This is a genomic window from Actinacidiphila alni, assembly GCF_900112845.1.
In the GTDB taxonomy this organism is placed as follows: domain Bacteria; phylum Actinomycetota; class Actinomycetes; order Streptomycetales; family Streptomycetaceae; genus Actinacidiphila; species Actinacidiphila alni.
On the sequence record NZ_FONG01000031.1, the window covers coordinates 15,697 to 41,974 of the forward strand.

The 26,278-nt window shown below is 72.1% G+C and carries 17 protein-coding genes, 1 tRNA gene and 1 pseudogene; 12 read left to right on the forward strand and 7 right to left on the reverse strand.

Annotation, left to right across the window (positions count from 1 at the left end; translation table 11 throughout):
- Window positions 1-4: 4 nt before the first annotated feature.
- A complete protein-coding gene (locus tag BM076_RS33265; protein WP_245796626.1) occupies window positions 5-3,877 on the reverse strand; it encodes an ABC transporter ATP-binding protein in 3,873 nt (1,290 codons plus the stop codon).
- Window positions 3,878-4,180: 303 nt separating this feature from the next.
- Window positions 4,181-5,140, reverse strand: coding sequence for an agmatinase (gene speB, locus BM076_RS33270; RefSeq protein WP_093717500.1), 960 nt, complete (start codon window positions 5,138-5,140; stop codon window positions 4,181-4,183).
- Between the two features lie 224 nt (window positions 5,141-5,364).
- Here speB and BM076_RS33275 point away from each other — a divergent pair.
- From BM076_RS33275 to BM076_RS33285, 3 genes and pseudogenes are all read left to right on the forward strand, one after another.
- Window positions 5,365-6,156 (forward strand): annotated as a pseudogene (locus tag BM076_RS33275) (phosphatase); the annotation flags it as partial.
- Window positions 6,157-6,442: 286 nt separating this feature from the next.
- Complete coding sequence (locus BM076_RS33280; protein ID WP_322936982.1) at window positions 6,443-7,189, forward strand: response regulator transcription factor; 747 nt, start codon at window positions 6,443-6,445, stop codon at window positions 7,187-7,189.
- Window positions 7,186-8,364 carry a sensor histidine kinase gene (locus tag BM076_RS33285; RefSeq protein ID WP_093717503.1) on the forward strand — a complete coding sequence of 393 codons (1,179 nt, stop codon included), beginning with the start codon at window positions 7,186-7,188 and terminating at the stop codon, window positions 8,362-8,364. Before BM076_RS33280 ends, BM076_RS33285 begins: the two co-directional genes overlap by 4 nt.
- A gap of 110 nt (window positions 8,365-8,474) precedes the next feature.
- Here BM076_RS33285 and tesB read toward each other — a convergent pair whose 3' ends face one another.
- The 3 genes from tesB to BM076_RS33300 form a co-directional block, all read right to left on the reverse strand.
- Window positions 8,475-9,395 (reverse strand): acyl-CoA thioesterase II, encoded by a 921-nt coding sequence (gene tesB / locus BM076_RS33290; RefSeq protein WP_407640743.1) that lies wholly within the window; start codon window positions 9,393-9,395, stop codon window positions 8,475-8,477.
- On the reverse strand, window positions 9,392-10,549 hold the full coding sequence (locus BM076_RS33295) for an acyl-CoA dehydrogenase family protein (protein ID WP_093717504.1): 1,158 nt from the start codon (window positions 10,547-10,549) through the stop codon (window positions 9,392-9,394). Before BM076_RS33295 ends, tesB begins: the two co-directional genes overlap by 4 nt.
- Before the next feature lie 103 nt (window positions 10,550-10,652).
- Window positions 10,653-11,273 carry an SACE_7040 family transcriptional regulator gene (locus BM076_RS33300; RefSeq protein ID WP_093717505.1) on the reverse strand — a complete coding sequence of 207 codons (621 nt, stop codon included), beginning with the start codon at window positions 11,271-11,273 and terminating at the stop codon, window positions 10,653-10,655.
- Between the two features lie 85 nt (window positions 11,274-11,358).
- On the opposite strand from BM076_RS33300, the gene BM076_RS33305 reads away from it, so the two are divergent.
- The 6 genes from BM076_RS33305 (at window position 11,359) to glmS (ending at window position 19,604) form a co-directional block, all read left to right on the forward strand.
- On the forward strand, window positions 11,359-12,987 hold the full coding sequence (locus BM076_RS33305) for a carboxyl transferase domain-containing protein (RefSeq protein ID WP_093717506.1): 1,629 nt from the start codon (window positions 11,359-11,361) through the stop codon (window positions 12,985-12,987).
- Window positions 12,988-13,034: 47 nt separating this feature from the next.
- The gene (locus tag BM076_RS33310) at window positions 13,035-15,035 is read left to right on the forward strand and encodes an acetyl/propionyl/methylcrotonyl-CoA carboxylase subunit alpha (RefSeq protein ID WP_093717536.1); all 2,001 of its coding nucleotides are present in this window, start codon (window positions 13,035-13,037) and stop codon (window positions 15,033-15,035) included.
- Complete coding sequence (locus tag BM076_RS33315; protein WP_093717507.1) at window positions 15,032-16,039, forward strand: hydroxymethylglutaryl-CoA lyase; 1,008 nt, start codon at window positions 15,032-15,034, stop codon at window positions 16,037-16,039. The genes BM076_RS33310 and BM076_RS33315 overlap by 4 nt, the downstream gene beginning before the upstream one ends.
- Window positions 16,040-16,041: 2 nt before the next feature.
- Window positions 16,042-17,208: an acyl-CoA dehydrogenase family protein gene (locus tag BM076_RS33320; protein WP_177246744.1), complete on the forward strand. Its 1,167-nt coding sequence runs from the start codon at window positions 16,042-16,044 to the stop codon at window positions 17,206-17,208.
- A 187-nt stretch (window positions 17,209-17,395) separates the two neighbouring features.
- Entirely contained in the window at window positions 17,396-17,671 is a 276-nt protein-coding gene (locus BM076_RS33325; RefSeq protein WP_093717508.1) for a hypothetical protein, read from the forward strand.
- Between the two features lie 118 nt (window positions 17,672-17,789).
- On the forward strand, window positions 17,790-19,604 hold the full coding sequence (gene glmS, locus BM076_RS33330) for a glutamine--fructose-6-phosphate transaminase (isomerizing) (protein ID WP_093717509.1): 1,815 nt from the start codon (window positions 17,790-17,792) through the stop codon (window positions 19,602-19,604).
- Window positions 19,605-19,694: 90 nt separating this feature from the next.
- On the opposite strand, the gene BM076_RS33335 is transcribed toward glmS, so the two are convergent.
- Window positions 19,695-20,216 (reverse strand): universal stress protein, encoded by a 522-nt coding sequence (locus BM076_RS33335; RefSeq protein ID WP_093717510.1) that lies wholly within the window; start codon window positions 20,214-20,216, stop codon window positions 19,695-19,697.
- Window positions 20,217-20,968: 752 nt separating this feature from the next.
- Between BM076_RS33335 and BM076_RS33340 the strand changes: the two genes are divergently transcribed.
- The 3 genes from BM076_RS33340 to BM076_RS33350 all read left to right on the forward strand — a co-directional run bounded on the left by BM076_RS33340 (window position 20,969) and on the right by BM076_RS33350 (window position 23,048).
- On the forward strand, window positions 20,969-22,264 hold the full coding sequence (locus BM076_RS33340) for a helix-turn-helix domain-containing protein (RefSeq protein ID WP_245796619.1): 1,296 nt from the start codon (window positions 20,969-20,971) through the stop codon (window positions 22,262-22,264).
- A 5-nt stretch (window positions 22,265-22,269) separates the two neighbouring features.
- A complete protein-coding gene (gene orn / locus BM076_RS33345) occupies window positions 22,270-22,872 on the forward strand; it encodes an oligoribonuclease (RefSeq protein ID WP_093717511.1) in 603 nt (200 codons plus the stop codon).
- A gap of 100 nt (window positions 22,873-22,972) precedes the next feature.
- Window positions 22,973-23,048, forward strand: a tRNA-His gene (locus BM076_RS33350).
- An 88-nt stretch (window positions 23,049-23,136) separates the two neighbouring features.
- On the opposite strand, the gene BM076_RS33355 is transcribed toward BM076_RS33350, so the two are convergent.
- Window positions 23,137-26,091, reverse strand: coding sequence for a glycoside hydrolase family 48 protein (locus tag BM076_RS33355; protein ID WP_093717512.1), 2,955 nt, complete (start codon window positions 26,089-26,091; stop codon window positions 23,137-23,139).
- Window positions 26,092-26,278 lie beyond the last annotated feature (187 nt).

Consider the following 26,278-nt stretch of genomic DNA (forward strand, 5'->3'; position numbering starts at 1 on the left):
CCGGTCAGGCCGCCGCCCGCACCTCGCCGGTGAAGGTCCGCCACAGTTCGGCGTAGCGGCCGTCGCGGGCGAGCAGCGCATCGTGCGTACCGTCCTCGATGATCCGGCCGTGGTCGAGCACCACGACCCGGTCGGCGCGCGCCGCCGTGCTCAGCCGGTGCGCGACGACCAGCGTCGTACGGCGGGTGGCGAGCCGGTCGGCGGCCTGGTTGACCAGGGCCTCGGTCGCCAGGTCGAGTGCGGCCGTGGCCTCGTCGAGCAGCAGCACGGCGGGATCGACGAGTTCGGCGCGGGCCAGCGCGATCAGCTGCCGCTGCCCGGCGGACAGATTGCGCCCGCGTTCGGCGACCTGGTGCAGATAGCCGTCCTCCAGGGTCGCGATCATCGCGTGCGCGCCGACCGCCCGCGCCGCCGCCTCGACCTCGGCGTCGGTCGCGTCCATCCGCCCGTAGGCGATGGCGTCGCGCACCGTGCCCGCGAACAGATACGGCTCCTGCGGGACGACGCCGAGGCGCTGCCGGTAGCCGGTGAGGTCGAGTTCGCGGATGTCGGTGCCGTCGACCAGCACCGCGCCCGCGGTCGGGTCGTAGAAGCGCGCGACCATCTTGACCAGCGTGGACTTGCCCGCGCCGGTCTCGCCGACGAAGGCGACGGTCTGCCCGGCGGGAATCCGCAGATTCACCCCGGCGAGCGCCTCTGTGGCCGCCGCGCCCTCGGCCCCGTCGCCGCCGTAGCGGAAGTGCAGGTCACGGAAGGCGATCTCGCCGCGCAGCGGCCCGACCTCCCGCGGGCGGGCGGCGGCCGGGGTGGCGGTGGGTTCGCGCAGCAGCTCGCGGATCCGGCCGAGCGACACCGACGCCTGCTGGTAGCCGTCGAAGACCTGCGAGAGCTGCTGCACGGGCGAGAAGAACAGGTCGATGTAGAGCAGGTACGCCACCAGCGCGCCCGCCGTCAGCGTCCCGTCGCCTACCCGGTGCGCGCCCACGATCAGCACCAGCGCCGCGGCGACGCTGGACAGCAGCTGCACGAACGGGAAGTAGACCGAGATCAGGAACTGGCCGCGCACCCGCGCCGAACGGTAGTCGTCACCGCGTCGCGCGAAGCGTTCCGCGCCGCGCTTCTCGCCGCGGAACGCCTGCACGATCCGCAGGCCCGCGACGTGCTCCTGGAGGTCGGCGTTGACGACGGCGACCCGCTCGCGGGCCAGCTCGTACGCCTTGACCGACTTGCGGCGGAAGACCCAGGTGGCGGCCACCAGGATCGGCAGCGTCGCGAAGACCATCAGCGCGAGCTGCACGTCGATGGCGAGCAGCGCCACCAGGATGCCGACGAAGGTGAGGACGCTGACCAGGGCCGTGACCAGGCCGGTCTGGAGGAAGGTGGACAGCGCGTCCACGTCGGTGGTCATCCGGGTCATGATCCGGCCGGTCAGTTCGCGCTCGTAGTAGTCGAGTCCGAGCCGGTGCAGATGCGCGAAGATCTTCACGCGCAGCGTGTAGAGGACGCGTTCGCCGGTCCGGCCGGTCAGCCGCGTCGAGCCCCATTCCGCCGCCCACTGCGCGATCACCAGGGCGAGGCCGAGCAGGGAGGCCACCCACACCGCGCCCAGCGCGGCCTGCCGGACACCGGCGTCGATGCCGTGCCGGATCAGCACCGGCAGCAGCAGCCCCGCGACAGCGTCCACGGCCACCAGCGCCAGGCTGAGCAGCAACGGCGTCCGGAAGCCGCGCAGCAGACTGCCGAGCCCGAACTTCTCGTCGGCGGTCCGCGCCTGCTCCTCGTCCACCTCCGGGACGTCCACGGCGGGCGGCAGCGCCGCGACCTTGGCGAGCAGATCGGGCGTGGCCGGCATGCCCGCGAGCGCGCCCGCCATCCCGCCGGGCCCGGGGCCGGGTCCAGTCCGCGGCGCCGCCGCGGCGCCGGCACCGCTCGGCGCGTCCTCCTCGGCCGCCGCCCGCCGGTCCGCGGGCCACAGCTCCGGCGTGATCCCGGCGCCGTTCGTGCCGGAAACACCGGAAACAGCGGACCCGGCATGCTCGGCGGACTCCGCGCCGTGCTCCTCCCCCAGTGGGCAGTCGATTCCGTCGAACCCGTCGAGCCCGTCCGCCGCAGTCCCGCACTCCCGGGCGCGCGCCGCGGCCAGTCCCGCCGGATCCAGGTCGACCACATCGGCGCCGAGCGCGTCGGGGTCGGTGAGCAGCGCCCGGTACAGCGCGCTGCGTTCCTGCAGCTCCTCATGGGTGCCGACGTCCGCCAGCCGCCCCGCGTCCAGGACGGCGATCCGGTCGGCGAGCGCCAGCGTGGAGCGGCGGTGCGCGATCAGCAGCGTCGTACGGCCGCGCATCACCTCGCGCAGCGCGTCGAAGATCTCGGCCTCCACCCGGGCGTCCACCGCCGAAGTGGCGTCGTCGAGCAGCAGCAGACGCGGGTCGGTGAGTATCGCGCGGGCCAGCGCGACACGCTGGCGCTGCCCGCCGGACAGGGTCAGGCCCTGCTCACCGACGACCGTGTCGTAGCCGTCCGGCAGCTCCGAGATGAAGCCGTGCGCCTGCGCCGCGCGGGTGGCCGCGAGCATCTGCTCCTCGGTGGCGTCCGGGTGCCCGTAGAGGATGTTGGCGCGCACGGAGTCGGAGAACAGGAAGCTGTCCTCCGGGACCATGCCGATCACCGACCGCAGCGAGTCGAAGGTCAGCTCCCGTACGTCCGTGCCGCCGACCCGCACCGCGCCGCCGGTCACGTCGTACAGCCGCGGCAGCAGCAGGGAGACGGTGGACTTGCCCGAGCCGGAGGAGCCGACGACGGCGACGGTCTCGCCGGGCGCGATGCTCAGGGTGAAGCCGTCGAGCACCGGCCGGTCGGCGGAGTAGCCGAAGGTGACGTCCTCGAAGTCGACGGTGGCGGGCGCGTCCGCGGGCAGCGTCCTGGTGCCCTCGGTCAGCGTCGGCTCGGTGTCGATCAGTTCGAAGACCCGCTCCACGCCCGCCCGTGCCTGCTGGCCGACGGTGAGCATCATCGTCAGCATCCGGACCGGGCCTGTGAGCTGCGCGAGATAAGTGGAGAAGGCCACGAAGGTGCCGAGGGTGATCTGGCCGCGGGTGGCCATCCAGCCGCCGAGCGCCAGCATGCCGATCTGGCCGAGGGACGGCACGGCCTGCAACGCCGGGCTGTAGCGGGCGGAGAGCCGGATCGTCCGCAGCCGGCCGGCGAACAGCCTGCGGCTGACCGTCTCCAGCTTGTCCATCTCCTGCTGCTCCTGGCCGAAGCCCTTCACCACGCGCACACCGGTGACCGAGCCGTCCACGATGCCCGCGACGGCCGCCGCCTGCCCCTGCGCGTACCAGGTCGCGGGAAACAGCCGCTTACGCGACCGGTCGGCGATAAACCACAAAGCCGGGGCGACCGCGAGCGCGACCAGCGTGAGCAGCGGCGACAGCACCAGCATGACGACGAGCGAGAGCACGAACAGCAGCAGATTGCCGATCATCATCGGCAGCATGAAGAGCAGGCCCTGGATGAGCTGGAGGTCGCTGGTGGCACGGCCGACGACCTGGCCGGTGCTCAGCTCGTCCTGGCGGCGGCCGTCGAGCCGCATGATCGAGCCGAACATCTCGTTGCGCAGGTCGTACTGCACGTCGAGCGCGAGCCGGCCGCCGTAGTAGCGGCGCAGATAGGTGAGGGCGTAGACGACGACGGCCGCCGCGACCAGCACGATCGCCCACGGGGCGAGCGGCTTGTCGTGCTTGACGATCACGTCGTCGATGATCAGCTTGGGCACCAGCGGGACGAGCGCGGTCACCGCCATGCCGCCGAGCGACGCGCCGAGTGCCAGCAGCACACTGCCGCGGTAGCGCCAGCAGTAGCCCGTCAGCCGCGACAGCCAGCCGCGCTCCTTCGGCGCGTCCGCCGCCGCCCCCTCACCGGGGACCGGACCGTTCCTCGTCCTCGCCCTGGCCAACGACCTCGCCACCCGCGTCCTCCAGCCCGTCCGTCCGCCCGCTGTCACCGGACTCCGCCCGTTGTCACCGGCTTCCACCGGCGCTGACCGGCTCTCACCGGTTCCACCGGACGCTGCAACGCTCCGGCGTGCGCGTTTCATCCTCCCGCAACAAAACGGCGACCAAGGTCGCGGGGTGCTGCGACCTTGGTCGTACGTCCCGCGGGGGCCGGGCGGGACGGACCGTCAGCGGGCCGCGGCGATCTGCCGGGCCATGATCGTGGTCAGCTCGTACGCGGTGTGCGAGGCCGCGACCGAGGTGATCTCGGCGTGGTCGTAGGCGGGGGCGACCTCGACCACGTCCGCCGACACGAGCCGGCAGCCGGCCAGGCCGCGCAGGATCTCCAGCAGCTCGCGGGAGGTGAGCCCGCCGGCCTCCGGGGTGCCGGTGCCCGGGGCGTGCGCCGGGTCGAGCACGTCGATGTCGATGGAGATGTACAGCGGGCGGTCGCCGATCCGCTCCCTGAGCTGCTGCGCGACCTCGTCCACGCCGCGCCGCATGACGTCGGCGGAGGTCACGATCCCGAAGCCCATCTTCTCGTCGTCGTCCAGATCCTTCCTGCCGTACAGCGGGCCGCGGGTCCCGACGTGCGACAGCGCCGAGGTGTCGAGGATGCCCTCCTCGACGGCGCGCCGGAAGGGCGTGCCGTGGGTGTACTCGGCACCGAAGTAGGTGTCCCAGGTGTCCAGGTGCGCGTCGAAGTGCAGCAGCGCCACCGGGCCGTGCCTGCGCGCGACGGCGCGCAGCAGCGGCAGCGCGATGGTGTGGTCGCCGCCGAGCGTCATCAGCCGGGCGCCGGTGTCCAGCAGTTCGCCCGCGGCGGCCTCGACGGTCTCCACGGCCTCGTTGATGTCGAACGGGTTGGCCGCGATGTCACCGGCGTCCGCGACCTGGGCGAGCGCGAAGGGCGAGGCGTCCTGGGCCGGGTTGTACGGGCGCAGCAGCCGCGACGCCTCACGGACGGCGTTCCCGCCGAAGCGCGCGCCCGGCCGGTAGGAGACGCCGGAGTCGAAGGGCACGCCGACGACGGCGACGTCCGCGCTGCCGACCTCGTCCAGCCGCGGCAGCCGGGCGAAGGTCGCCGGTCCCGCGTAGCGCGGGATGCGCGAGGAGTCGACGGGGCCGCGCGGCCGGTCGCTGCTCATGATGGGTGCCTCTTTCATCGGGGTCGTGGGGGGCTGGAGTCATGGGGGGGCGCCGGGGTCAAGGAGGTCGTCGGGGGCGTGGTGTCACGGGCGCGAGGCCGACCCTACGGGGCGGCCGGAAGTCACCGGAATGTACGTTTCCTCCAATCGGCGGGGCCGATTACGCCTCGGCGTCGATCTCCGCTCCGCCGCACGTCGGTGTGCCGGAGCGCGACAATGTGCGCATGCCCTTGGACCCAGCTCCCGCAGCACCCAGCCGTCAGGCCCTCACCGCCCATCTGGTGAGCACCCGCATAGCCGGCGACGTGGCGACCAGCCGCGAGAACAACCTCGACCACTTCAGCGCGCTCGCCGAGGGGAACCGCTACTACTGGTTCGGCCTCGATCTGGGCGACCGCTGGACGGACCGGGACGCCGTACTGGAGCTGATGGCCGAGCGCTGCGGTGTCGTCGCCGACCCGGACCACCGGTTCGGGCAGGACACCATCGACCCGGAGCTGACGATCGACGCGCTCGACCGGATGGCCGAAGTGCTGCACAAGGCGGCGGAAAACGGCTCCAGGGTGCTGGTGGCGACCGGTCACCCGGCGGGGCTCCTCGCCGTCCACTGGCAGCTGGCCGCCGCACTGCGCGCCGCGGGCTGCACCTTGATCACCCCGGCCGAGCGCCTCTATGCGGACGGCGGGGAAATCCGGCACCTTGCGGCGGTTTCCATGGTCCACCGGGCGGGCGGCCTGGTGCACACCCACTCCCCCGACCCGATGCGGGAGATCCTGGACGCCCTGGAGCGCGACGGCGAGCCGCTGCCCGATCTGGTGATCGCCGACCACGGCTGGGCGGGCTGCGCGGGTGAGCGCGGCATCGACACGGTCGGCTTCGCGGACTGCAACGACCCCGCGCTGTTCGTCGGCGAAGCGGAGGGCAGCCTCCTGGTGACGGTGCCGCTGGACGACAATGTGCCGCCGCACCATTACGCGCCGCTGACCGCTTATCTGCTGGCCGCCGCGGGACTGACCGGCGCTGGTCGGGACGGCTCGGCGGGCCCGGCCGGCACTGCGGGACCGGACGACCCCGACGGTACGGAGCCGGCGCCGCGGTCCAAGGCCCGGGAGGGCAGGGGCCGCGAGAGCCGGAGCCGGGAGAAGAAGGGCACGGACGGCACCGGCCGGGTGTCGCGGCGCACCGGCCTCGGCCGGTCCGGCCGGGGGGCCGGGAAAAAGGGGACCTGACGTCACCGCCCGCCAGTCGTTACGATCAGTGAAGGGGCAAAGCGGGACAAGAGAGGCAGGCGCAGTGGTCCAGGTGGCGATCGTCGACGACGAAGCGCTGGTCAGGGCCGCCCTGCGAAGCATCCTCGAATCCTCCGGCGACATCGATGTGGTGGCGGACTGCGACGGGCACGACGCGGTCGCCGCGGTGACCGCGGCCTGGCCCGGGCTCGTCCTGCTCGACGCCGTGATGCCGCCGCCCGACGACGGGCTGACCGTGCTGCGCGCCCTGCGGGCGCTGCCCTCGCCGCCGCCGGTCGCGATGCTGACCGCCTTCGACACCAGCGAGCACATCCACCGGGCGATGGCCGCGGGCGCCACGGGTTTCCTGCTCAAGGACACCGCGGTCGGCACCCTGATCGACGCCGTCCGCGTCATGGCGGCGGGCGGTACCGTCTTCACGCCCACGGTGAGCCGCGCGGTCGTCGACGGCTTCCTCGGCGATCCGGCGGCCGACCCGGCAGGCGTCACCAGCGCCGGACGGTACGGCCGGTCCGATCAGCCGTCCGGCCACGGATCCGGGCCGGGGACCGGCCCCGACGGTACGGCGGCAGGTCCGCCGTACGCCGCTGCCCTGGCGCCGCTGACCGGCCGCGAGCGCGATGTGCTGGCGCTGCTGGCCGCCGGGCTGCCGAACGCCGTGATCGCGGCGGAGCTGGGGATATCGGTCGGTACGGTCAAGGACCATGTGCGCGCCGTGCTCCGCAAGCTCGCCGCCCCGAACCGCGTGGCCGCCGCCGTCGTCGCACATCGGGCCGGACTCGTGCGGGTACCGGAATGACCTTCAGGCCCCGCGTCGCCCTGCCGGACGCCGCGCTGCTCGCCCTTTCCGTGACCGAGGTGTGGGCGACGCGCTCCTACGGCGGCCCCGTCGCCCTCGGCTTCGCGTGCCTGGGCACGGTCGCCCTGCTCTTCCGGCACCGCTTCCCGCTGGCCGCCTTCGCCGCGACCCTGCCCGCGCTCTCGCTCGGCTACATCTGGTTCTCGCCGATGGGCACGCTGTACGGGATTGCCGCGGGCGGCACCGACCGCCGGTCCGGGTCGGCGTGGCAGGGGCGGGCGATTCCGGGCCGCGCCCTGCTGATCGGCGGCTGCGCCCTGCTCGCGGCCACGGTGTCCTTCGTGCCCTGGCCCTTCCGGGCCCCGGTGGGCTGGGGGCTCTCCGACACGATCCTCGCGGTGATGCTGTCCGCGCTGCTGGCGGTGGCGCCGACGGCGCTCGGCCTCTTCGCCGCCTCGCGCCGCGAACTGGCCGGGAAGCTGGCGGAACTGGCGGCCAGCCGGGAGCGGGAGAGCGTACTCGCCGCCGAGCAGGCGGTGGTACGGGAGCGGGCCCGGATGGCCCGCGAGATGCACGACACGGTGGCGCACCACATCAGCCTGATCGCGGTGCAGTCCGGCGCCCTGGAGGCCACCGCCAAGGGTCCGCAGGCGCGGGCGGCGGCCGGCGCGGTGCGCGAGTTGAGCCGGGACGCGCTGGACGAGCTGCGCCGGATGGTGGGGCTGCTGAGGCTGCCGCTGACCCCGGGTCTGCCACTGGACGCGGGACCCGGCCTCGCGGGCATTCCCGCCCTGGTCGCGGCGGCGGGACCCGGTACCCGCGGCGAACTGCCCGCCGCCATCGTGCCCGCCGGGGCCGCCGCCCTGCCGCCGGACGTGCAGCACGCCGCGTACCGCATCGTGCAGGAGGCGCTCACGAACATCCGCAAGCACGCGCCCGGCGCCGAAACCCGCGTCCTGGTGCGGCGCAGCGATGACGTCCTGGTGGTGGAGGTGCGCAACGGCCCCGCCGTGGCGGCGCCCGGGCAGGCCCTGCCGTCCGGCGGTCACGGCCTGGCGGGGCTGCGCGAGCGGGCGGCGCAGCTCGGCGGTGAATTCACCGCGTCGCCCGCGGCGCCCGGCGGCTTCCTCGTCCGCGCCACACTGCCGGTGGGTCCGGCCGCGGAAGCCGCGTGAAGGCGACCGCGTAAGGCCGGTCCCCCAAGGCCGTAGGCAGCACTAATAAGCGCCGCATCAGCCGCAAATAGGCGCGGCCCGAAATCCGCGCTCACCCCTACGGGTGAGCGTCAGCGACGCGGCACCCGGACCAGGCCCTCCTGGATCACCGAGACCGCCAGCCGCCCGTCCTGGGTGTAGATCCGGGCGGTGCCCAGGCCGCGACCGCCGGACGCGGACGGGCTCTGCTGGTCGTAGAGCAGCCATTCGTCGGCGCGGAAGGGCCGGTGGAACCACATGGCGTGGTCCAGGCTCGCGCCGACCACGTCGCCGACCGCCCAGCCGCCGCGCCCGTGGGCGAGCAGCACCGAGTCGAGCAGCGTCATGTCCGACACATAGGTGGCGAGGCAGACATGGAGCAGCGGATCGTCGTTGATCTTTCCCCGGGTGCGGAACCACACCTGGGAGCGCGGTTCGCGGGTGACGCCCGCGGTGAGGAAGGGCGGGTCCTCGACATAGCGCAGGTCGACGGCGGCGCGTGCTTCGAGCAGCCGGTCCACGACGGTGGGGTCGGGGAATTTGTCGGCGTGCGCGGGCAGCAGTTCCTCGGCGGTCGGCAGCGTCTCCGGGTCGGGCGCGGCCGGCATCGGCTCCTGGTGCTCCAGCCCGTCCTCGTGGGTCTGGAAGGACGCCGACAGGTGGAAGACCGGCTGGCCGTGCTGGATCGCGACGACCCGGCGGGTGGTGAAGGAGCGGCCGTCGCGGATCCGGTCGACCTCGTAGACGATCGGTGCGCCGGGGTCGCCGGGCCGCAGGAAGTAGGCGTGCAGGGAGTGCGCGCCGCGGTCCTCGGGCACCGTGCGGCCCGCGGCGACCAGCGCCTGCGCGGCGACCTGGCCGCCGAACACCCGGGGCACCACCGCCGACCGGCTCAGGCCGCGGAAGATGTCCTGCTCGATCCGCTCCAGGTCGAGCAGATCGAGCAGCGGCCCGAGCGGATCGTGGGGGTCGGCCGCGGATCCGGTCGCGGGTCCGGTCACGGATCCGGTCACAGCCCCATCGACTTGGCGATGATCGACTTCATGACCTCGCTGGTGCCGCCGTAGATCCGGTTGACGCGGTTGTCGGCGTACAGGCGGGCGATCGGGTACTCGTTCATGTAGCCGTAGCCGCCGTGCAACTGGAGGCAGCGGTCGATGACGCGGGCGGCGACCTCGGTGCAGAACAGCTTGGCGGAGGCGGCGTCGGCGGCGGACAGCTCGCCCTTGTCGTGCGCCTCGAGCGCGCGGTCCACGACGGCCTCGGCGGCGTCCACCTCGGCCTTGCAGGCGGCCAGTTCGAACTTGGTGTTCTGGAAGGCGGCGACGGGCTTGCCGAAGACGGTCCGCTCCTGGACGTACGCCTGGGCGAAGCGGATCGCGGCGGCGGCCTGGGAGTGGGCGCCGACCGCGATGGCCAGCCGCTCCTGCGGGAGGTTCTGGCCGAGGTAGGAGAAGCCCTTGCCCTCCTCGCCGAGCAGGTCGTCGACGGGGACCAGGACGTCGGAGAAGGAGAGTTCGGCGGTGTCGGAGGTGCGCAGGCCGAGCTTGTCGAGCTTGCGGCCGACCGCGTAGCCGTCTGACGTGGTGTCCACCACGAACAGCGAGATGCCGGCGCGCCGGTCCTCGGCGGTGGCGGGGGCGGTGCGGGCGCAGACGATGACGCGGTCGGCGTGGACGCCGCCGGTGATGAAGGTCTTGGCGCCGTTGAGGAGGTAGTGCCTGCCGTCCTCGGTGAGCCTGGCGGTGGTCTTCATGCCCGCGAGGTCGGAGCCGGTGCCGGGTTCGGTCATCGCGATGGCGAACATCGTCCCACCGCTGACGAAGCCGGGCAGCCAGCGCTTCTTCTGCTCGTCGGTGGCGTACGCCATCAGGTAGGGCAGGCAGAGGCCGACGTGCACGCCGCTGCCGCCGAAGCTGACGCCCGCGCGGGCGCACTCCTCGCTGATGACCGCCTGGAACTTGAAGCTGTGCTCGCCCGCGCCGCCGAATTCCTCGGGCACCTCGATGCCGAAGACGCCCAGCTCGCCGAGCTTGTAGTAGAAGTCGCGCGGGACGATGCCCGCGGCCAGCCACTCGTCGTGGACGGGGACGACCTCGGCCTCGATGAAGGCGCGAATCGTCTCGCGGAACGCCTCGTGGTCCTCGTTGAACACCGTACGACGCACAGCGCGCCTCCCATCCGCCACCGGGTCGACCGGCGGACGACCACGCGCGGGAGCCGCGCACGAGCGACCGGTCGTATGAGCATGCCGACAATTAAGCAAGCGCTCAGTAAGTTACCCGCCAGTTGCCGGTGCTGTCCAGACCGTCCAGCGCGTCCAGCGCCCCGAGCGCCAGCCGGTGCAGCAGCGCCGCCATCACCGTCCGGCCGGGCAGACCTCCGCGCTCGCCGATGTGCGGGGTGGAATTGAGCAGGCCGAAGACGGCGTGCACGGCGGCCCGCACCTCGCTCTCCCCGGCGGCCGGGTGCACCTGCCGCACCACCGCGACCCACTCCTCGACGTACTGCCGCTGGAGCTGGCGGACCAGTTTGCGGTCGGAGTCGCGCAGCCGGTCCAGCTCGCGGTCGTGCAGGGTGATCAGCGGCCGGTCGTCGATCGCGAAGTCGATGTGGCCGCGGATCAGCGCGTCCAGCGCCTCGGCGGGCCCGGCCGCCTCGGCGACCCGCATCTTGCCCGCGGTCAGCAGCCGCCCGCTGATGCCCACCAGCAGTTCGGCCAGCATGGCGTCCTTGCCGGCGAAGTGCCGGTAGAGACCCGGGCCGCTGATGCCGACCGCGGCGCCTATCTCGTCCACGCCGACTCCGTGGAAACCGCGCTCGGCGAAGAGCCGGGCGGCCTCCCGGAGGATCTGCTCGCGGCGGCTGTCCGCCGTTTTCGTCGGGTTCATGAGATCGAGTCTAGACAATCGAGTTAGCGAGCGTTAACGTGGAGTCATCACGTTAACGCTCGCTAACATCCGGGGGGGCCGAAAGATGGCAGCACCCGCCCTGTCCAGCGCCGCGGATCCGGCGTCGGAGGCGTATCAGGCCAACGCGGCGGCACATGCCGCGCTGGTCGCGGACCTGCGCGACAAGCTGGCCGCCGCACGGCTCGGCGGCGGCGAGAGAGCCCGCGCGCGGCACACCGCGCGGGGCAAACTCCTGCCCCGGGACCGGGTGGACGGGCTGCTCGACCCCGGCTCCCCCTTCCTGGAACTGGCGCCGCTGGCCGCCGACGGGATGTACGACGGGCAGGCGCCGGCCGCCGGGGTGATCGCCGGGATCGGCCGGGTCGCCGGTCGCGAGGTGGTCGTGGTCGCCAACGACGCCACGGTCAAGGGCGGCACCTACTACCCGATGACGGTCAAGAAGCACCTGCGCGCCCAGGAGATCGCCCTCGACAACAGACTGCCGTGCGTCTATCTGGTCGACTCCGGCGGCGCCTTCCTGCCCCGGCAGGACGAGGTCTTCCCCGACCGCGACCACTTCGGCCGGATCTTCTACAACCAGGCCAATCTCTCCGCCCGCGGCATCCCGCAGATCGCCGCCGTCATGGGCTCGTGCACCGCGGGCGGCGCCTACGTCCCGGCGATGAGCGACGAAGCGGTGATCGTCCGCGGTCAGGGCACGATCTTCCTCGGCGGGCCGCCGCTGGTGAAGGCCGCCACCGGCGAGGTCGTCACGGCGGAGGAACTGGGCGGCGGCGAGGTCCACTCCCGGATCTCCGGCGTCACCGACCACCTCGCCGAGGACGACGCGCACGCCCTGGACATCGTCCGGAACATCGTGGCGACCCTGCCCGCGCGCGGCGACCTGCCGTGGACGGTACGGCCCGCCGAGCCGCCCGCGGTCGACCCGGCGGGGCTGTACGGCGCGGTGCCGGTCGACTCCCGCACGCCGTACGACGTCCGCGAGGTGATCGCCCGCCTGGTGGACGGCAGCCGCTTCGCCGAGTTCAAGGCGGAGTACGGCACGACGCTGGTCACCGGCTTCGCGCACGTCCAGGGCCACCCGGTCGGCATCGTGGCGAACAACGGCATCCTGTTCGCCGAATCCGCCCTCAAGGGCGCGCATTTCATCGAGCTGTGCGACCAGCGCGGCATCCCGCTGCTGTTCCTGCAGAACATCTCGGGCTTCATGGTCGGCCGGCAGTACGAGGCGGGCGGCATCGCCAAGCACGGCGCGAAGATGGTGACGGCCGTCGCCTGCGCCCGGGTGCCCAAGCTGACCGTGGTGATCGGCGGCTCCTACGGCGCGGGCAACTACTCGATGTGCGGCCGGGCGTACAGCCCGCGCTTCCTGTGGATGTGGCCCAACGCCAAGATCTCGGTGATGGGCGGCGAACAGGCCGCGTCCGTGCTGGCCAGCGTCAAGCGCGACCAGCTCGCCGCGGCCGGCGAGAAGTGGAGCGAGGAGGCGGAGGAGGCGTTCAAGGGCCCGGTCCGCGAGCAGTACGAGACGCAGGGCAACGCCTACTACGCCACCGCCCGGCTGTGGGACGACGGCGTCATCGACCCGCTGGAGACCCGCACCGTACTGGGCCTGGCCCTCACCGCCTGCGCCAACGCGCCCCTGCCCACCGCCGATCCGGGCGCCCCCGGCTACGGCGTCTTCCGGATGTGAGGGGCGTGCCGATGATGACCACCGCCAACGCCGGGAGCGCGAGCCCGATGTTCGACACCGTCCTGGTCGCCAACCGCGGCGAGATCGCCGTCCGCGTGCTGCGCACCCTGCGCGAGCTGGGCGTACGCTCGGCCGCCGTCTTCACCGACGCCGACGCGGACGCCCGGCACGTCCGCGAGGCCGACACCGCGGTGCGGATCGACAGCTATCTGTCGGCCGAGGAGCAGGTACGGGCCGCCGTCGCGGCCGGCGCCCAGGCCGTCCACCCCGGCTACGGCTTCCTCGCGGAGAACGCCGCGTTCGCGCGGGCCTGCGCCGCCGCCGGACTGGTCTTCATCGGCCCGCCCGCGCAGGCGATCGAGCTGATGGGCGACAAGATCCGCGCCAAGGAGACAGTCCGGGCGGCGGGCGTGCCCGTGGTACCCGGCAGCACGGGCAGCGGTCTCACCGACGCCCAACTGGCCGACGCGGCACGGGAGATCGGGCTGCCGGTGCTGCTGAAGCCGTCGGCGGGCGGCGGCGGCAAGGGCATGCGGCTGGTACGGGACGAGAGCCTGCTCGCCGAGGAGATCGCGGCGGCCCGGCGCGAGGCCCGCGGCTCCTTCGGCGACGACACCCTGCTGGTCGAGCGGTGGATCGACCGGCCCCGGCACATCGAGATCCAGGTGCTCGCCGACGGCCACGGCTCGGTGGTGCACCTCGGCGAGCGCGAGTGCTCGCTGCAACGCCGCCACCAGAAGGTCATCGAGGAAGCCCCCTCGGTGCTGCTGGACGAGGCGACCCGGCAGGCGATGGGCGAGGCCGCCGTGCAGGCCGCCCGCTCCTGCGGATACACCGGCGCGGGCACCGTCGAATTCATCGTCCCCGGCGCCGACCCCGGCGTGTACTTCTTCATGGAGATGAACACCCGCCTCCAGGTGGAGCACCCGGTCACCGAACTCGTCACCGGGCTCGACCTGGTCGAGTGGCAGCTGCGGGTGGCGAGCGGCGAGCAACTCGGCTTCGCCCAGCAGGACATCACACTGACCGGGCACGCGGTCGAGGCCCGGATCTGCGCCGAGACGGCCCGCCCCGGCGACGGCCGGGTGGACTTCCTGCCGTCCGCCGGCGCGGTGGTGGCGCTCGGCGAACCGTCGGGCCCCGGCGTACGCGTGGACTCCGGCCTGGCCGTCGGCACCGAGGTCGGCACCGCCTACGACCCGATGCTCGCCAAGGTGATCGCGCACGGCCCCGACCGGGCCACCGCGCTGCGCCGGCTGCGGGCCGCGCTCGCCGACACCGTCGTCCTCGGCCTGGACACCAACACCGGTTTCCTGCGCAGGCTGCTGGCCCACCCGGCGGTGGTCGCGGGTGACCTCGACACCGGGCTGATCGACCGGGACGCCGCCGGCCTGCTGCCGCCCGGCGTCCCCGACGAGGTCTACGCGACGGCGGCCCTGCTGCGGCAGGCGGCGCTCGCCCCCGCGCCGGACGCGGGCGGCTGGACCGATCCCTTCTCGCAGCCCAGCGGCTGGCGCATGGGCGGCGAACCCGCCTGGACGGTGCACCACTTGCGGGTGCCGGGACGCGACCCGGTGACCGTACGGGTCGGCGACGGCCTGGTGCGGATCGGCGACGGGCAGGCCGTGGCCGCCTCGCTGACCGTGGACGGCGAGCGGGCGCTGCTGCACCGCGAGGGCACGGTGACCGCCTTCCGGCACGCGGGCGAGTGGCTGGGCCGGGACGGCGACGGCTGGTGGGTGCGGGCGTACGACCCGGTGGCCGCGGCCCTGCGCGGCGCGGCGGCCGGCGGCGGGGGCGGCGCGCTGACCGCGCCGATGCCCGGCACGGTCACCGTGGTGAAGGTCGCCAAGGGCGACGAGGTCACGGCGGGCCAGAGCCTGCTGGTGGTGGAGGCCATGAAGATGGAGCACGTCATCACCGCCCCGCACGACGGGACGGTGTCCGAGATCGACGTCACCGCGGGCAGCACCGTGGCGATGGACCAGGTGCTGGCCGTGGTCACCCCGAAGGACGGCGCGACGGCGGCCACCGGGGAGGCGTCATGAGCGACCTGCCCGCCGGGCTGCCGATGGCCGTGCCCGCGGCCGGACTGCCCGAGGCCGTGCGGATCCACGAGGTGGGCGCCCGCGACGGCCTGCAGAACGAGAAGACGACGGTGCCGACCGAGGTGAAGGCCGAATTCGTGCACCGGCTCGCCGCCGCGGGCCTCGGCACCATCGAGGCGACCAGCTTCGTCCACCCCAAGTGGGTGCCCCAACTGGCCGACGCCGCCGAGCTGATGCCGCTGCTGGCCGACCTCACCGCGCGGGATCCGGCGCTGCGGCTGCCGGTGCTGGTGCCCAACGAAAGGGGTCTGGACCGCGCCCTGGAACTGGGCGTCACGGAGGTCGCGGTCTTCGGCAGCGCCACCGAGTCCTTCGCCCGCGCCAATCTCAACCGCACGGTGGACGAGTCGCTGGCGATGTTCGCCCCCGTGGTGGCCAGGGCCAAGGCGGCCGGGGCGCGCGTGCGCGGCTATCTGTCGATGTGCTTCGGCGACCCCTGGGAGGGTCCGGTACCGGTCGCGCAGGTCGCCGCCGCGGCCCGCAGGCTGTACGAGCTGGGCTGCGACGAGCTGAGCCTGGGCGACACCATAGGCGTGGCCACCCCGGGCCATGTCACCGCGCTGCTCGACGAGCTGACCGGCTCCCCCGCGGGCGGCACCGGCACCGGCACGACCGGCTCCCCCACGAACACCGTCCCGGTCGACAGGCTCGCCGTGCACTTCCACGACACCTACGGCCAGGCGCTGTCCAACACCCTGGCCGCGCTCCAGAAGGGCGTCACCGTCGTGGACGCCTCCGCGGGCGGCCTCGGCGGCTGCCCGTACGCCAAGAGCGCCACCGGAAACCTCGCCACCGAAGACCTCGTCTGGATGCTGCACGGCCTGGGCATCCGCACCGGGGTCGATCTGGACCGCCTCAGCGCCACAAGCGTGTGGATGGCGGAGCACCTGGGACGGCCGAGCCCCTCCCGTACTGTCCGCGCCCTGACCCACCAGGAGCAGTAGCCATGTCGATCGACCACCGTCTGTCCGATGAGTACGAGGAACTGCGCGGCACGGTCGCGGAGTTCGCCAGGGACGTGATCGCGCCGAAGATCGGCGAATTCTACGAGCACGAGGAATTCCCGTACGAGATCGTGCGGGAGATGGGGCGGATGGGCCTGTTCGGGCTGCCGTTCCCGGAGGAGTACGGCGGCATGGGCGGCGACTACTTCGCGCTGTGCATCGCGCTGGAGGAGCTGGCCCGGGTGGACTCCTCGGTGGCGATCACCCTGGAGGCCGGGGTGTCGCTGGGCGCGATGCCGGTGTTCCGCTTCGGCACCGAGGAGCAGAAGCGCACCTGGCTGCCGAAGCTGTGCTCGGGCGAGATGCTCGGCGCCTTCGGCCTGACCGAGCCCGAATGCGGCTCCGACGCGGGCGGCACCCGGACCACCGCCCGGCTGGACGAGGCCACCGACGAGTGGGTGATCAACGGCACCAAGTGCTTCATCACCAACTCCGGCACCGACATCACCGGCCTGGTCACGGTGACGGCGGTGACCGGCCGCAAGGAGGACGGCAGGCCGCGGATCTCCTCGATCATCGTGCCGTCCGGGACGCCGGGCTTCACGGTGTCGAAGAAGTACAGCAAGGTCGGGTGGAACGCGTCGGACACCCGTGAGCTGTCCTTCGCCGACTGCCGGGTGCCGGCCGCGAATCTGCTGGGCGAGGAGGGCCGCGGCTACGCGCAGTTCCTGCGCATCCTCGACGAGGGCCGGATCGCGATCTCGGCGCTGTCCACCGGGCTCGCGCAGGGCTGCGTGGACGAGTCGCTGTCGTACGCCAGGACCCGGCACGCCTTCGGGCGCCCGATCGGCGACAACCAGGCGATCCAGTTCAAGATCGCCGACATGGAGATGCGGGCCCACACCGCGCGGCTGGCGTGGCGGGACGCGGCCTCCCGGCTGCTGCACGGCGACGACTTCAAGAAGGAGGCGGCGCTGGCCAAGCTCTACTCCTCGGAGGTCGCGGTGACCAATGCCCGCGAGGCCACCCAGATCCACGGCGGCTACGGCTTCATGAACGAGTATCCGGTGGCCCGGATGTGGCGGGACTCCAAGATCCTGGAGATCGGCGAGGGCACCAGCGAGGTGCAGCGGATGCTGATCGCCCGCGAGCTGGGCCTGGCGGGCTGACCCACCCGGACCGCGCCCGGCCCCCCCCCACGCCCCCCACAAAAGCACACCCACAGCACGTCCCCGAGGTCGTTACGGGCGCCCGATGCGCCCGTAACGACCTTTCTTTCACTCCCTTGGCCGCTTCCCCTGCCCGAAATCGGGCAGGATTCTTGCAAAGCGCAGATGATCACATCAGTATCGACGGGTGCTCGAACGCCGGACGTCCTACGAGGACCTGATCGACCACCTGGTGCGCTCCACGCCGCTGCACCGCGGCGAGGCGGGCCGGGTGGTGCTGGACGTCCTGGCGTACTTCGACGAGACGACCGAGGAGTTCGTCCGCCGCAGACACCGTGAGCTCCAGGCGAAGGGCCTGGTCAACACGGACATCTTCGAGCGGATCGCCGAGGAGCTGCCGCACCGCGCGGTCGCCCCCTCGGCCCTCTCGCAGCGCCAGCTGCGCCGCATCGTCTACGGCTGAGCACCGATCCACCGGCCGGCCCGCGGGACAGGGCACCCGGGACGGCCGTACCGCGGAAGACCGCGGAAGAACGCAACAGAACACAGCACACGGACAGACAGGGACGAGGGACGACCATATGTGCGGAATCGTCGGATACATCGGCAGGCGTGACGTGGCGCCGCTGCTCCTCGAAGGACTGCAGCGGCTCGAGTACCGGGGTTACGACTCCGCGGGCATCGTCATCACCGGCAAGTCCGGCGAGCTGAGGACCGTCAAGGCCAAGGGCCGGGTGCGCGAACTGGAGGCCCGCGTCCCCAAACGCTTCGCGGGCACCACCGGCATCGCGCACACCCGCTGGGCCACCCACGGCGCCCCCAGCGACCACAACGCGCACCCGCACCTCGACGGCGACAGCAAGGTCGCGATCGTCCACAACGGGATCATCGACAACGCCTCGGAGCTGCGCGCCAAGCTCACCGCCGACGGCGTCGAATTCGCCTCCGAGACCGACACCGAGGTGCTCGCCCACCTGATCGCCCGCGCCCAGGCCGAGACCCTGGAGGAGAAGGTCCGCGAGGCGCTGCGCGCCGTCGAGGGCACCTACGGCCTGGCCGTCCTGCACCGCGACTTCGCCGACCGCATCGTGGTGGCCCGCAACGGCTCCCCCGTCGTCCTCGGCATCGGCGAGAAGGAGATGTTCGTCGCCTCCGACGTCGCCGCGCTGGTCGCCCACACCCGCCAGGTCGTCACCCTCCAGGACGGCGAGATGGCGACCCTCAAGGCCGACGACTTCCGCACCTACACCACCGAGGGCTCGCTCACCACGGCGACGCCGACCACGGTGGAGTGGGAGGCCGAGTCGTACGACATGGGCGGCCACGACACCTACATGCACAAGGAGATCTCCGAGCAGGCGGAGGCCGTCGACCGGGTGCTGCGCGGCCGGATCGACGACCGTTTCTCCACCGTCCACCTGGGCGGCCTGAACCTGGAGCCGGGCGAGGCCCGCCGGGTGCGCCGGATCAAGATCCTCGGCTGCGGCACCAGCTACCACGCGGGCCAGATCGGCGCCGGGCTGATCGAGGAGCTGGCCCGTATCCCCGCGGACGCGGAGCCCGCGTCCGAATTCCGCTACCGCAACCCCGTGGTCGACCCCGACACCCTCTATGTCGCGGTCTCCCAGTCCGGTGAGACGTACGACGTGCTGGCCGCCGTCCAGGAGCTGAAGCGCAAGGGCGCCCGGGTGCTGGGCGTGGTCAATGTGGTCGGCTCGGCCATCGCCCGCGAAGCGGACGGCGGCACCTATGTGCACGCCGGGCCCGAGGTGTGCGTGGTGTCCACCAAGTGCTTCACCAACACCGTGGTGGCCTTCGCGCTGCTCGCCCTGCACCTGGGCCGGATCCGCGACCTGTCGGTGGCCGACGGCAAGCGGATCATCGAGGGCCTGCGCCGGCTGCCCGGCCAGATCGACGAGATCCTCAAGACCGAGCCGGAGATCAAGCAGCTCGCCCGGCGGTACGCGGACGCCAAGTCGATGCTCTTCATCGGCCGGGTGCGCGGCTACCCGGTGGCCCGCGAGGCGTCGCTGAAGCTCAAGGAGGTCTCGTACATCCACGCCGAGGCGTACCCGGCCTCGGAGCTGAAGCACGGCCCGCTGGCGCTGATCGACCCGTCGATGCCGACGGTGGCGATCGTGCCGGACGACGACCTGCTGGAGAAGAACCGGGCCGCGATGGAGGAGATCAAGGCGCGCAGCGGCCGGATCCTCGCCGTCGCGCACCAGCCGCAGGAGAAGGCCGACGACACGATCATCGTGCCGAAGAACGAGAACGAGCTGGACCCGATCCTGATGGGCATCCCGCTCCAGCTCTTCGCCTACCACACGGCCCTGGCGCTGGGCCGGGACATCGACAAGCCGCGTAACCTGGCGAAGTCCGTGACCGTCGAGTAATCGTCCGGTCGCGCATACAGCGGAGGCCCCCGCCAGCCCGGCGGGGGCCTCCGTCCCGTACGGGACGATCCACTACGGGATGACCACTCGTTACGGAATGACCACCACGGGCCGCTGCGCCCGCCGCGCCAGGCGCCCGGCGACCGATCCGAAGATCCGGCCGACCAGGCCGTGCGTGCCGCCCACCACGATCGCGTCGGCCTCGTACTCCCGGCCGACCTCCTCCAGCTCGTGGCAGATGTCGCCGCCGCGCTCCACCAGCACCCAGGAGATCTCGGCCAGGTGGTCGGCGCAGGCCAGCTCCAGGCCCAGCACCTCGGTGCGGTGGTCCGGCACGTCCACGAAGACCGGTGGCTCGCAGCCCGCCCACACCGTGGCCGGCAGCCGGTTGGCGACATGCACGATGATCAGCGCGGAGTGCGTCCTGCGGGCCATGCCGATGGCGTAGGACAGGGCGCGCTCGCTGGAGAGGGAACCGTCGAAGCCCACCACGACGCCGTGCCGGAAGGCAGGATCGCAGGCGTGCCGCAGGGCTGGAGCCAGCTCGGGCAGCGCCGCCGACTCGGCGAGCGGCCTGCTCTCGGCGGGCTCGGGAAACTCATGACCGGCCATGATGCGGATTCTCGGCGAGGGCGGCGCTGACGCGCCGAGCGGCGGACAAGGACGGTGCTCGCGGGGCGGGCCGCCGGAACCAGCCGGTTTCGGCCAGTTCGTCACGTCCCGTCCCACTGACTCCAGAGTACGGCCGTGACAGCCCCCTGCACAGGCTTGCCGGGGTCTTCACAGCTGTCCCGTACCCGGCAGGTACCCGGAGTTTCCAGGAGAATGCCGGAGCCGGGCCGAGATAGCAACGCCATCGCGCCAACCGGCGGCACGACTCAGCGCACCGGCGCACCATGGGGGCGCACCCGGATCACCCGTCCGGGGCAGTTCCGGAGCACAGCGGTGCAGGTGGGCCGCGCGCCGCGGGCCACCCCGCGCACACCACGGGCGCACGCCCCGGCACCCTTTACGCACAACGGACCGCCGAACGGCGGTTTTCGGCCAACTTCTCGTCCACGGACGCCGGTTGGGCCTCCGCCGCATTAACACCCCCGCCACCTGCGGTTCTACGATGCCCCAAGACGCGGAGGGGGCGTGCCGGGGCCCGCGTTGCGGGAGGCGTACTTCCCAGCGGGCTCAGCGAGTGAAACGCTTCGTGATCGAATGCTTTACGCCACGTTGTCTTGTCGACTTAGCGTCAGATGGTGAACTAGTCACTAACGCCCCACCTGACACAGTAGATTTGATCATGGGTGGCCTCACGGGGGGAAACATGCAGGACCGAGGGGACGACGCGTCGATTCGAGGGGGGCTTGAGCTCCATGAGCCAGGAGTCCAGTTCCGTTACGGCGGCGGACAGTCCGTCGCAAGCACCATCGGCATCGCCTCGCGCCATTCGTAAACTTTCCGCGCGACGCCGACCGGAAGTCGTCGCGGTGCTGTTGTTCAGCGGCGGACCGATCTTCGAGAGTTCCATACCGCTCTCGGTCTTCGGCATAGACCGGCAGGACGCGGGCGTGCCCCGCTACCGGCTGCTGGTGTGCGCCGGGGAGGACGGCCCGCTGCGCACCACCGGCGGACTCGAACTGACCGCGCCCTACGGCCTGGAGGCACTCTCCAGGGCCGGCACGGTCGTCGTGCCCACCTGGCGCTCCATCTCCCAGGCACCGCCGCCCGAAGCGCTGGACGCGATCCGCCGCGCCCACGAGGAGGGCGCCAGGATCATCGGCCTGTGCACCGGCGCCTTCGTACTGGCCGCCGCCGGGCTGCTGGACGGCCGCCCGGCCACCACGCACTGGATGTACGCGCCGACGCTCGCCAAGCGCTACCCGTCGGTGCACGTGGACCCCAGGGAACTGTTCGTCGACGACGGCGACGTCCTCACCTCGGCGGGCACCGCCGCCGGGATCGACCTGTGCCTGCACGTGGTCCGCACCGACCACGGCGGCGAGGCCGCCGCCGCCCTGGCCCGCCGCCTCGTGGTGCCGCCGCGCCGCGCCGACTGGCAGACCGGGCAGCGCCACCTCGACAGGTCTTTACCGGAGGAGATCGGCGCCGACCCGCTGGCCGAGGTCGTCGCCTGGGCGCTGGAGCATCTGCACGAGCAGTTCGACGTCGAGGCGCTGGCCGCGCGCGCGTACATGAGCCGCCGCACCTTCGACCGGCGGTTCCGCTCGCTCACCGGCAGTGCCCCGCTGCAGTGGCTGATCACCCAGCGGGTGCTCCAGGCGCAGCGGCTGCTGGAGACGTCGGACTACTCGGTCGACGAGGTGGCGGGCCGCTGCGGCTTCCGCTCCCCCGTCGCGCTGCGCGGGCACTTCCGGCGCCAGCTCGGCTCCTCCCCCGCGTCCTACCGGGCCGCCTACCGCGCCCGCAGGCCGCAGGACGAGCCGGACCGTACGCCGCCGGTCCCCGACCTGCCGCCGCCCCGGCGCGGACCGGTCTCACAGATCCTGGCCGCGCCCGGCAAGACGGACGGCGACGCCTATGTCGCCGCGCGTGTGCCGGAGCAGCCCGGCAGGGCCGAGGCGGCCGACGCACCGGGCCGCGGCCGGCTGCGCGCCTCACGCAGCCTGGGCGCCGCTCTGCCCGGGCCGCGGGATCGCCCCGTAGGGTGAGGCGTATGAACGACCGGATGGTGTGGATCGACTGTGAGATGACCGGGCTGTCGCTGGCCCACGACGCGCTGATCGAGGTGGCCGCGCTCGTCACCGACTCCGAGCTGAATGTGCTCGGGGACGGGGTGGACGTGGTCATCCGGCCGCCCGACGAGGCGCTCGTGACCATGCCCGACATCGTGCGGGAGATGCACACCGCCTCCGGGCTGCTGGAGGAGCTGCCCGGCGGGGTCACCCTCGAAGAGGCCGAGAAGATCGTGCTCGGCTATGTCCGCGAGCATGTCACGGAGCCGCGCAAGGCGCCGCTGTGCGGGAATTCGGTGTCCACCGACCGCGGCTTCCTGGCCCGGGACATGGCCACCCTGGAGCAGCACCTGCACTACCGCATCGTGGACGTCTCCTCGGTCAAGGAGCTGGCCCGGCGCTGGTACCCGCGGGCCTACTTCAACAGCCCGGAGAAGAACGGCAACCACCGGGCGCTGGCCGACATCCGCGAGTCGATCGCCGAGCTGCGCTACTACCGCGAGGCGGTCTTCGTGCCCCAGCCGGGCCCGGACACCGACACCGTCCGCGCCATCGCCGCCAAGCACGTCCTGCCCGCTCAGTAGCCGTGACGGGCCCCTCCCGGGGCCCGCGGAAAAGGGTGCGTGAGCACGCTCCCGCACCCTGTACACTTTTCCAGGTCGGCACCCGAGGGCGCCGGACATGGTGGGTGTAGCTCAGTTGGTAGAGCACCTGGTTGTGGTCCAGGTGGCCGCGGGTTCGAGTCCCGTCACTCACCCCAAGCAAAAGGCCCGGTCCGTGCAAACGGACCGGGCCTTCTTCGTGACCTGGGTCACTCGGCATGACCTACGTCACGCCAGTACCTCGTCTCATTCGTCGAAGAGCAGCGCGTACGACCCCATGGCCAGGGCGATGTCCGCCTGGGCCCAGAAGCGGTGGTAGGTGAAGGACGGTGCGGCGCCTCCCGCGAGGTAGTCGGCGATCTTGGACCAGTTCGGGTCATTCTTGTAGAAGGAGCGCAGCTCGATGAAGGTCGAGCTGGAGTTGATCTTGTCGCCGTTGGGCATGGTGCCGGAGAAGGTGGACGGGACGTAGACCGGGTCGTCGAAGCGGTTGAAGTCGGTCCTGGTCTCCGGGACGGCGATGCCCAGGGCGTCCCGGTCGTTGCTCCACATGCCGTCGAGCAGCGCCTTGGCCGTGGTCCGCGCGGCCGTGTTGCCGGACTTGGCACCGTAGTAGGCCAGCGTCTTGGCGAAGGCCGCCGCGACACCGAGGTCGTTGCCGTAGGCGGTGACCGTGACGTGCAGATTGGCGTTGGCACCCGGCGAGGCGGCGTTCCAGGTGTCCGGGGCGCCGGACCACGCCAGGTCGGACGGGATCTTGAAGCTGCCGTCCGGGTTGACCGTCGTCTGCGAGATCGCCCAGCTCACCCACTTGTCCAGGACCTTCTTGGCCTTGGCGTCACCGGTCTGCTGGTAGTACTCCGCGACCCGCTCCATCGACCACGCCTGCATACCGAACCACTGGTTCGACGGCGGGTCGTGGTAGACCGGCGCCGGGTCGTACGCCATCCCGTAGAAGGTCGGCGTACCGGCCGGCGGCTGGGCGTACGCGCCGTCCCAGCTGTTGGTGGCGCCGCCCGCGATGGCGCCCTCGTCGGACTGCAGCCAGGTGTAGAACTCCAGCTGCCGGGACAGGCTGGTCGTCCAGTCCTGCTTGCCGGTGGCGGACTTCGGGGCCATCGCCGGGTCGGTGGTCAGCGCGTACGCCGCCAGCGGGTTCTGGTAGCCGAAGTGCGAGGCGCCGTCGCCGATCCGCCAGGACCAGCCGCCGCCCGTACCGCTGGAGCCGCCCCAGGCGTAGTACCAGGACAGCAGATAGTGCTCGCTGTCCTTGCCGGTGCCGGCCGGGCAGCTCGGGCTGGTGCAGTTGCCGATCTTCTTGAAGTACTTGTCGAAGAACGCGTACCGCAGGTAGTCGCCCATCTTCCCGGCCTTGGCCACGGTGGTCGCCACGTCCGCGCCCTTGCCCTGCGCCTTGGCCCAGGTGTCCGCCCAGTAGGCGGCCTGGATCGCGCGCGCGTCGGCGTCCGGCGCGTCGGTGTACTTCCACTGCTTGGCGTACGAGGAGTCCCCGGTGAACAGGTCCAGGTAGCCGTTGGTGCCGCCGTACTTGAAGGCGTCACAGGTCGGCTGCGGCACCGTCTCCCACACCGACTCCTGCGCGCCGCGCTGGAAGGTGTTGATGTACGAGGGCCCGTCCGCCGTCGGCCCCAGCTCGCAGCCGCCGCCGGGCGTGTCGCCGTAGCCGTAGACGTTGTCCACGTCCTGCAGCCAGTGCATGCCGTAGATGTCGGAGGTGCCGTACGCCGATTTCAGCTCGTTCGCGATCGGGTCCTGACCGACGGAGACGCTCGTGTCGAGCTTGGACGGGTAGTCCGACGGCAGCGGGTGCTCCGGCGCGTACGTGGCCGGTTTGGACGGGTCGTAGAAACTGTTGGTGGGCTGGTCGGCGGTGGTGGGGATCATGTACTTCTCCATCAGCGCCCAGGCCCCGTTGAACTTGCTCCAGTCCTGGGTGATCCGGCCGTACATCGCCTGCAGCCAGATCAGGTACGAGTACGCCTCGGACGTCGTCTCGTGCCCGTAGTCCGGTGCCTCCACGATCAGTGTCTCCACCGAGTGGTACGGGATGCCTTCCGGTGAGAAGTAGCCGTTCGCCGGGTCGGTGATCTTCCCGTAGAGGTCGAGGAAGCGGGTGTCGTACGTGCCGCCGGTGCCGGCGACCTCCGTCACCGTGACATCGGCCTTGGCGTAGCCCGTGGCGGTCGCGGAGAAGGTCGCCGCCCCGCTGCCGGTGGCCGCCGCGGCGACGGTGACCGTCTGCGCGGTGCTCCAGTCGGCGGGGGTGAAGGTCAGGCTGGCGCCGGACTTCACGGTCAGCGAGCTGTTGCCCGCCGTCCGCGCCACCGCGACCGTCACAGCGGCCGACGGCGCGCTGGAGAGCTTGACGCCGAAGGTGCCGGTGCCGCCCTGCGCGACCGAGACCTGGCTCGGCGAGGCGACGACCGAGGGCCCGGCGGCCACGTGCACGCCGACCGGGGTCGACTCGCCGGCCGCGCCCGTACTGTCGTACGCCTTCGCGTAGAGCGAGTAGTCACCGGCCGCGACCGCCGGCCAGGTGAAGGTGTACGGAGAGGTGGTGTCGGTGCCGAGCAGCGTGGTGTCGCTCCAGAACTCCACCTTGCTGACGGTCGCCGAGTCCGCCGCGACCGCGGTGGCCGCCAGCGGGATGTCTGCGCCCGCGGTGTACGTGGCACCGGCCGACGGGCTGGTCAGCACGGCGAGCGGTGGCTGGTGCGCGCCCCCGCATACGGTGCCGTTGACGGAGAAAGCGGTCGGCGCGGCGTTGGTGCCGCTGTAGTTGAAGTTGGCGCTGGTGGTCACGCCCGCGTTCGGCGCGATCGTCCTGTTCCAGTCGAGCGACTTGACGGTGACGTTCTTGCCGGTCTGCGACCAGGTGCCGTTCCAGCCGCTCTGCAGCGTCTGGTTGCCGGTGTAGGCGTACGTCAGGGTCCAGCCGTCGATGGGGGCGGTGCCGCGGTTGGTGACGGTGGCGTTGGCGGTGAAACCCGAACCCCAGTCGTTGGCCGAGTAGTCGACGCTGCACTGGAGGGTGTCGGCGTGGGCGACGGTGCCGCCGCCGGCCGCGGTCATCGCGAGCGGCAGCGCGAGGGCGGCGGCCACGGCCGTCACCAGTCGGCGCAGCCGCCTGCGCGCGCGGTCACGCGCGGGATGTTCGCTGAACGGTCTTCCTCGGGGCATGCGAGAAGCCCTCCTCGCGGTTCTGGTGGGGGGAATGTTTCTACTGAACCAGTGGGAGCGCTCCCACAATCAAGGCGCTGTGAGCGCACTGTCAAGAGTCCGTGCACAACGGTGTACGGCGCCGCTCCTCTACCGCCATGGCCCAACTGCCGCTAGGGTCTGCGGCGGACCAGTGGGAGCGCGTCCA

Bases quoted from the DNA above. Each gene is read 5' to 3' on its own strand.
- BM076_RS33335 (WP_093717510.1), bottom strand. From the start codon at position 20,216: ATGGCCGGTCATGAGTTTCCCGAGCCCGCCGAGAGCAGGCCGCTCGCC.
- glmS (WP_093717509.1), top strand. From the start codon at position 17,790: ATGTGCGGAATCGTCGGATACATCGGCAGGCGTGACGTGGCGCCGCTG.
- orn (WP_093717511.1), top strand. From the start codon at position 22,270: ATGAACGACCGGATGGTGTGGATCGACTGTGAGATGACCGGGCTGTCG.
- BM076_RS33300 (WP_093717505.1), bottom strand. From the start codon at position 11,273: ATGAACCCGACGAAAACGGCGGACAGCCGCCGCGAGCAGATCCTCCGG.
- BM076_RS33305 (WP_093717506.1), top strand. From the start codon at position 11,359: ATGGCAGCACCCGCCCTGTCCAGCGCCGCGGATCCGGCGTCGGAGGCG.
- BM076_RS33315 (WP_093717507.1), top strand. From the start codon at position 15,032: ATGAGCGACCTGCCCGCCGGGCTGCCGATGGCCGTGCCCGCGGCCGGA.
- speB (WP_093717500.1), bottom strand. From the start codon at position 5,140: ATGAGCAGCGACCGGCCGCGCGGCCCCGTCGACTCCTCGCGCATCCCG.
- BM076_RS33355 (WP_093717512.1), bottom strand. From the start codon at position 26,091: ATGCCCCGAGGAAGACCGTTCAGCGAACATCCCGCGCGTGACCGCGCG.
- BM076_RS33285 (WP_093717503.1), top strand. From the start codon at position 7,186: ATGACCTTCAGGCCCCGCGTCGCCCTGCCGGACGCCGCGCTGCTCGCC.
- BM076_RS33310 (WP_093717536.1), top strand. From the start codon at position 13,035: ATGTTCGACACCGTCCTGGTCGCCAACCGCGGCGAGATCGCCGTCCGC.
- BM076_RS33340 (WP_245796619.1), top strand. From the start codon at position 20,969: ATGAGCCAGGAGTCCAGTTCCGTTACGGCGGCGGACAGTCCGTCGCAA.
- BM076_RS33320 (WP_177246744.1), top strand. From the start codon at position 16,042: ATGTCGATCGACCACCGTCTGTCCGATGAGTACGAGGAACTGCGCGGC.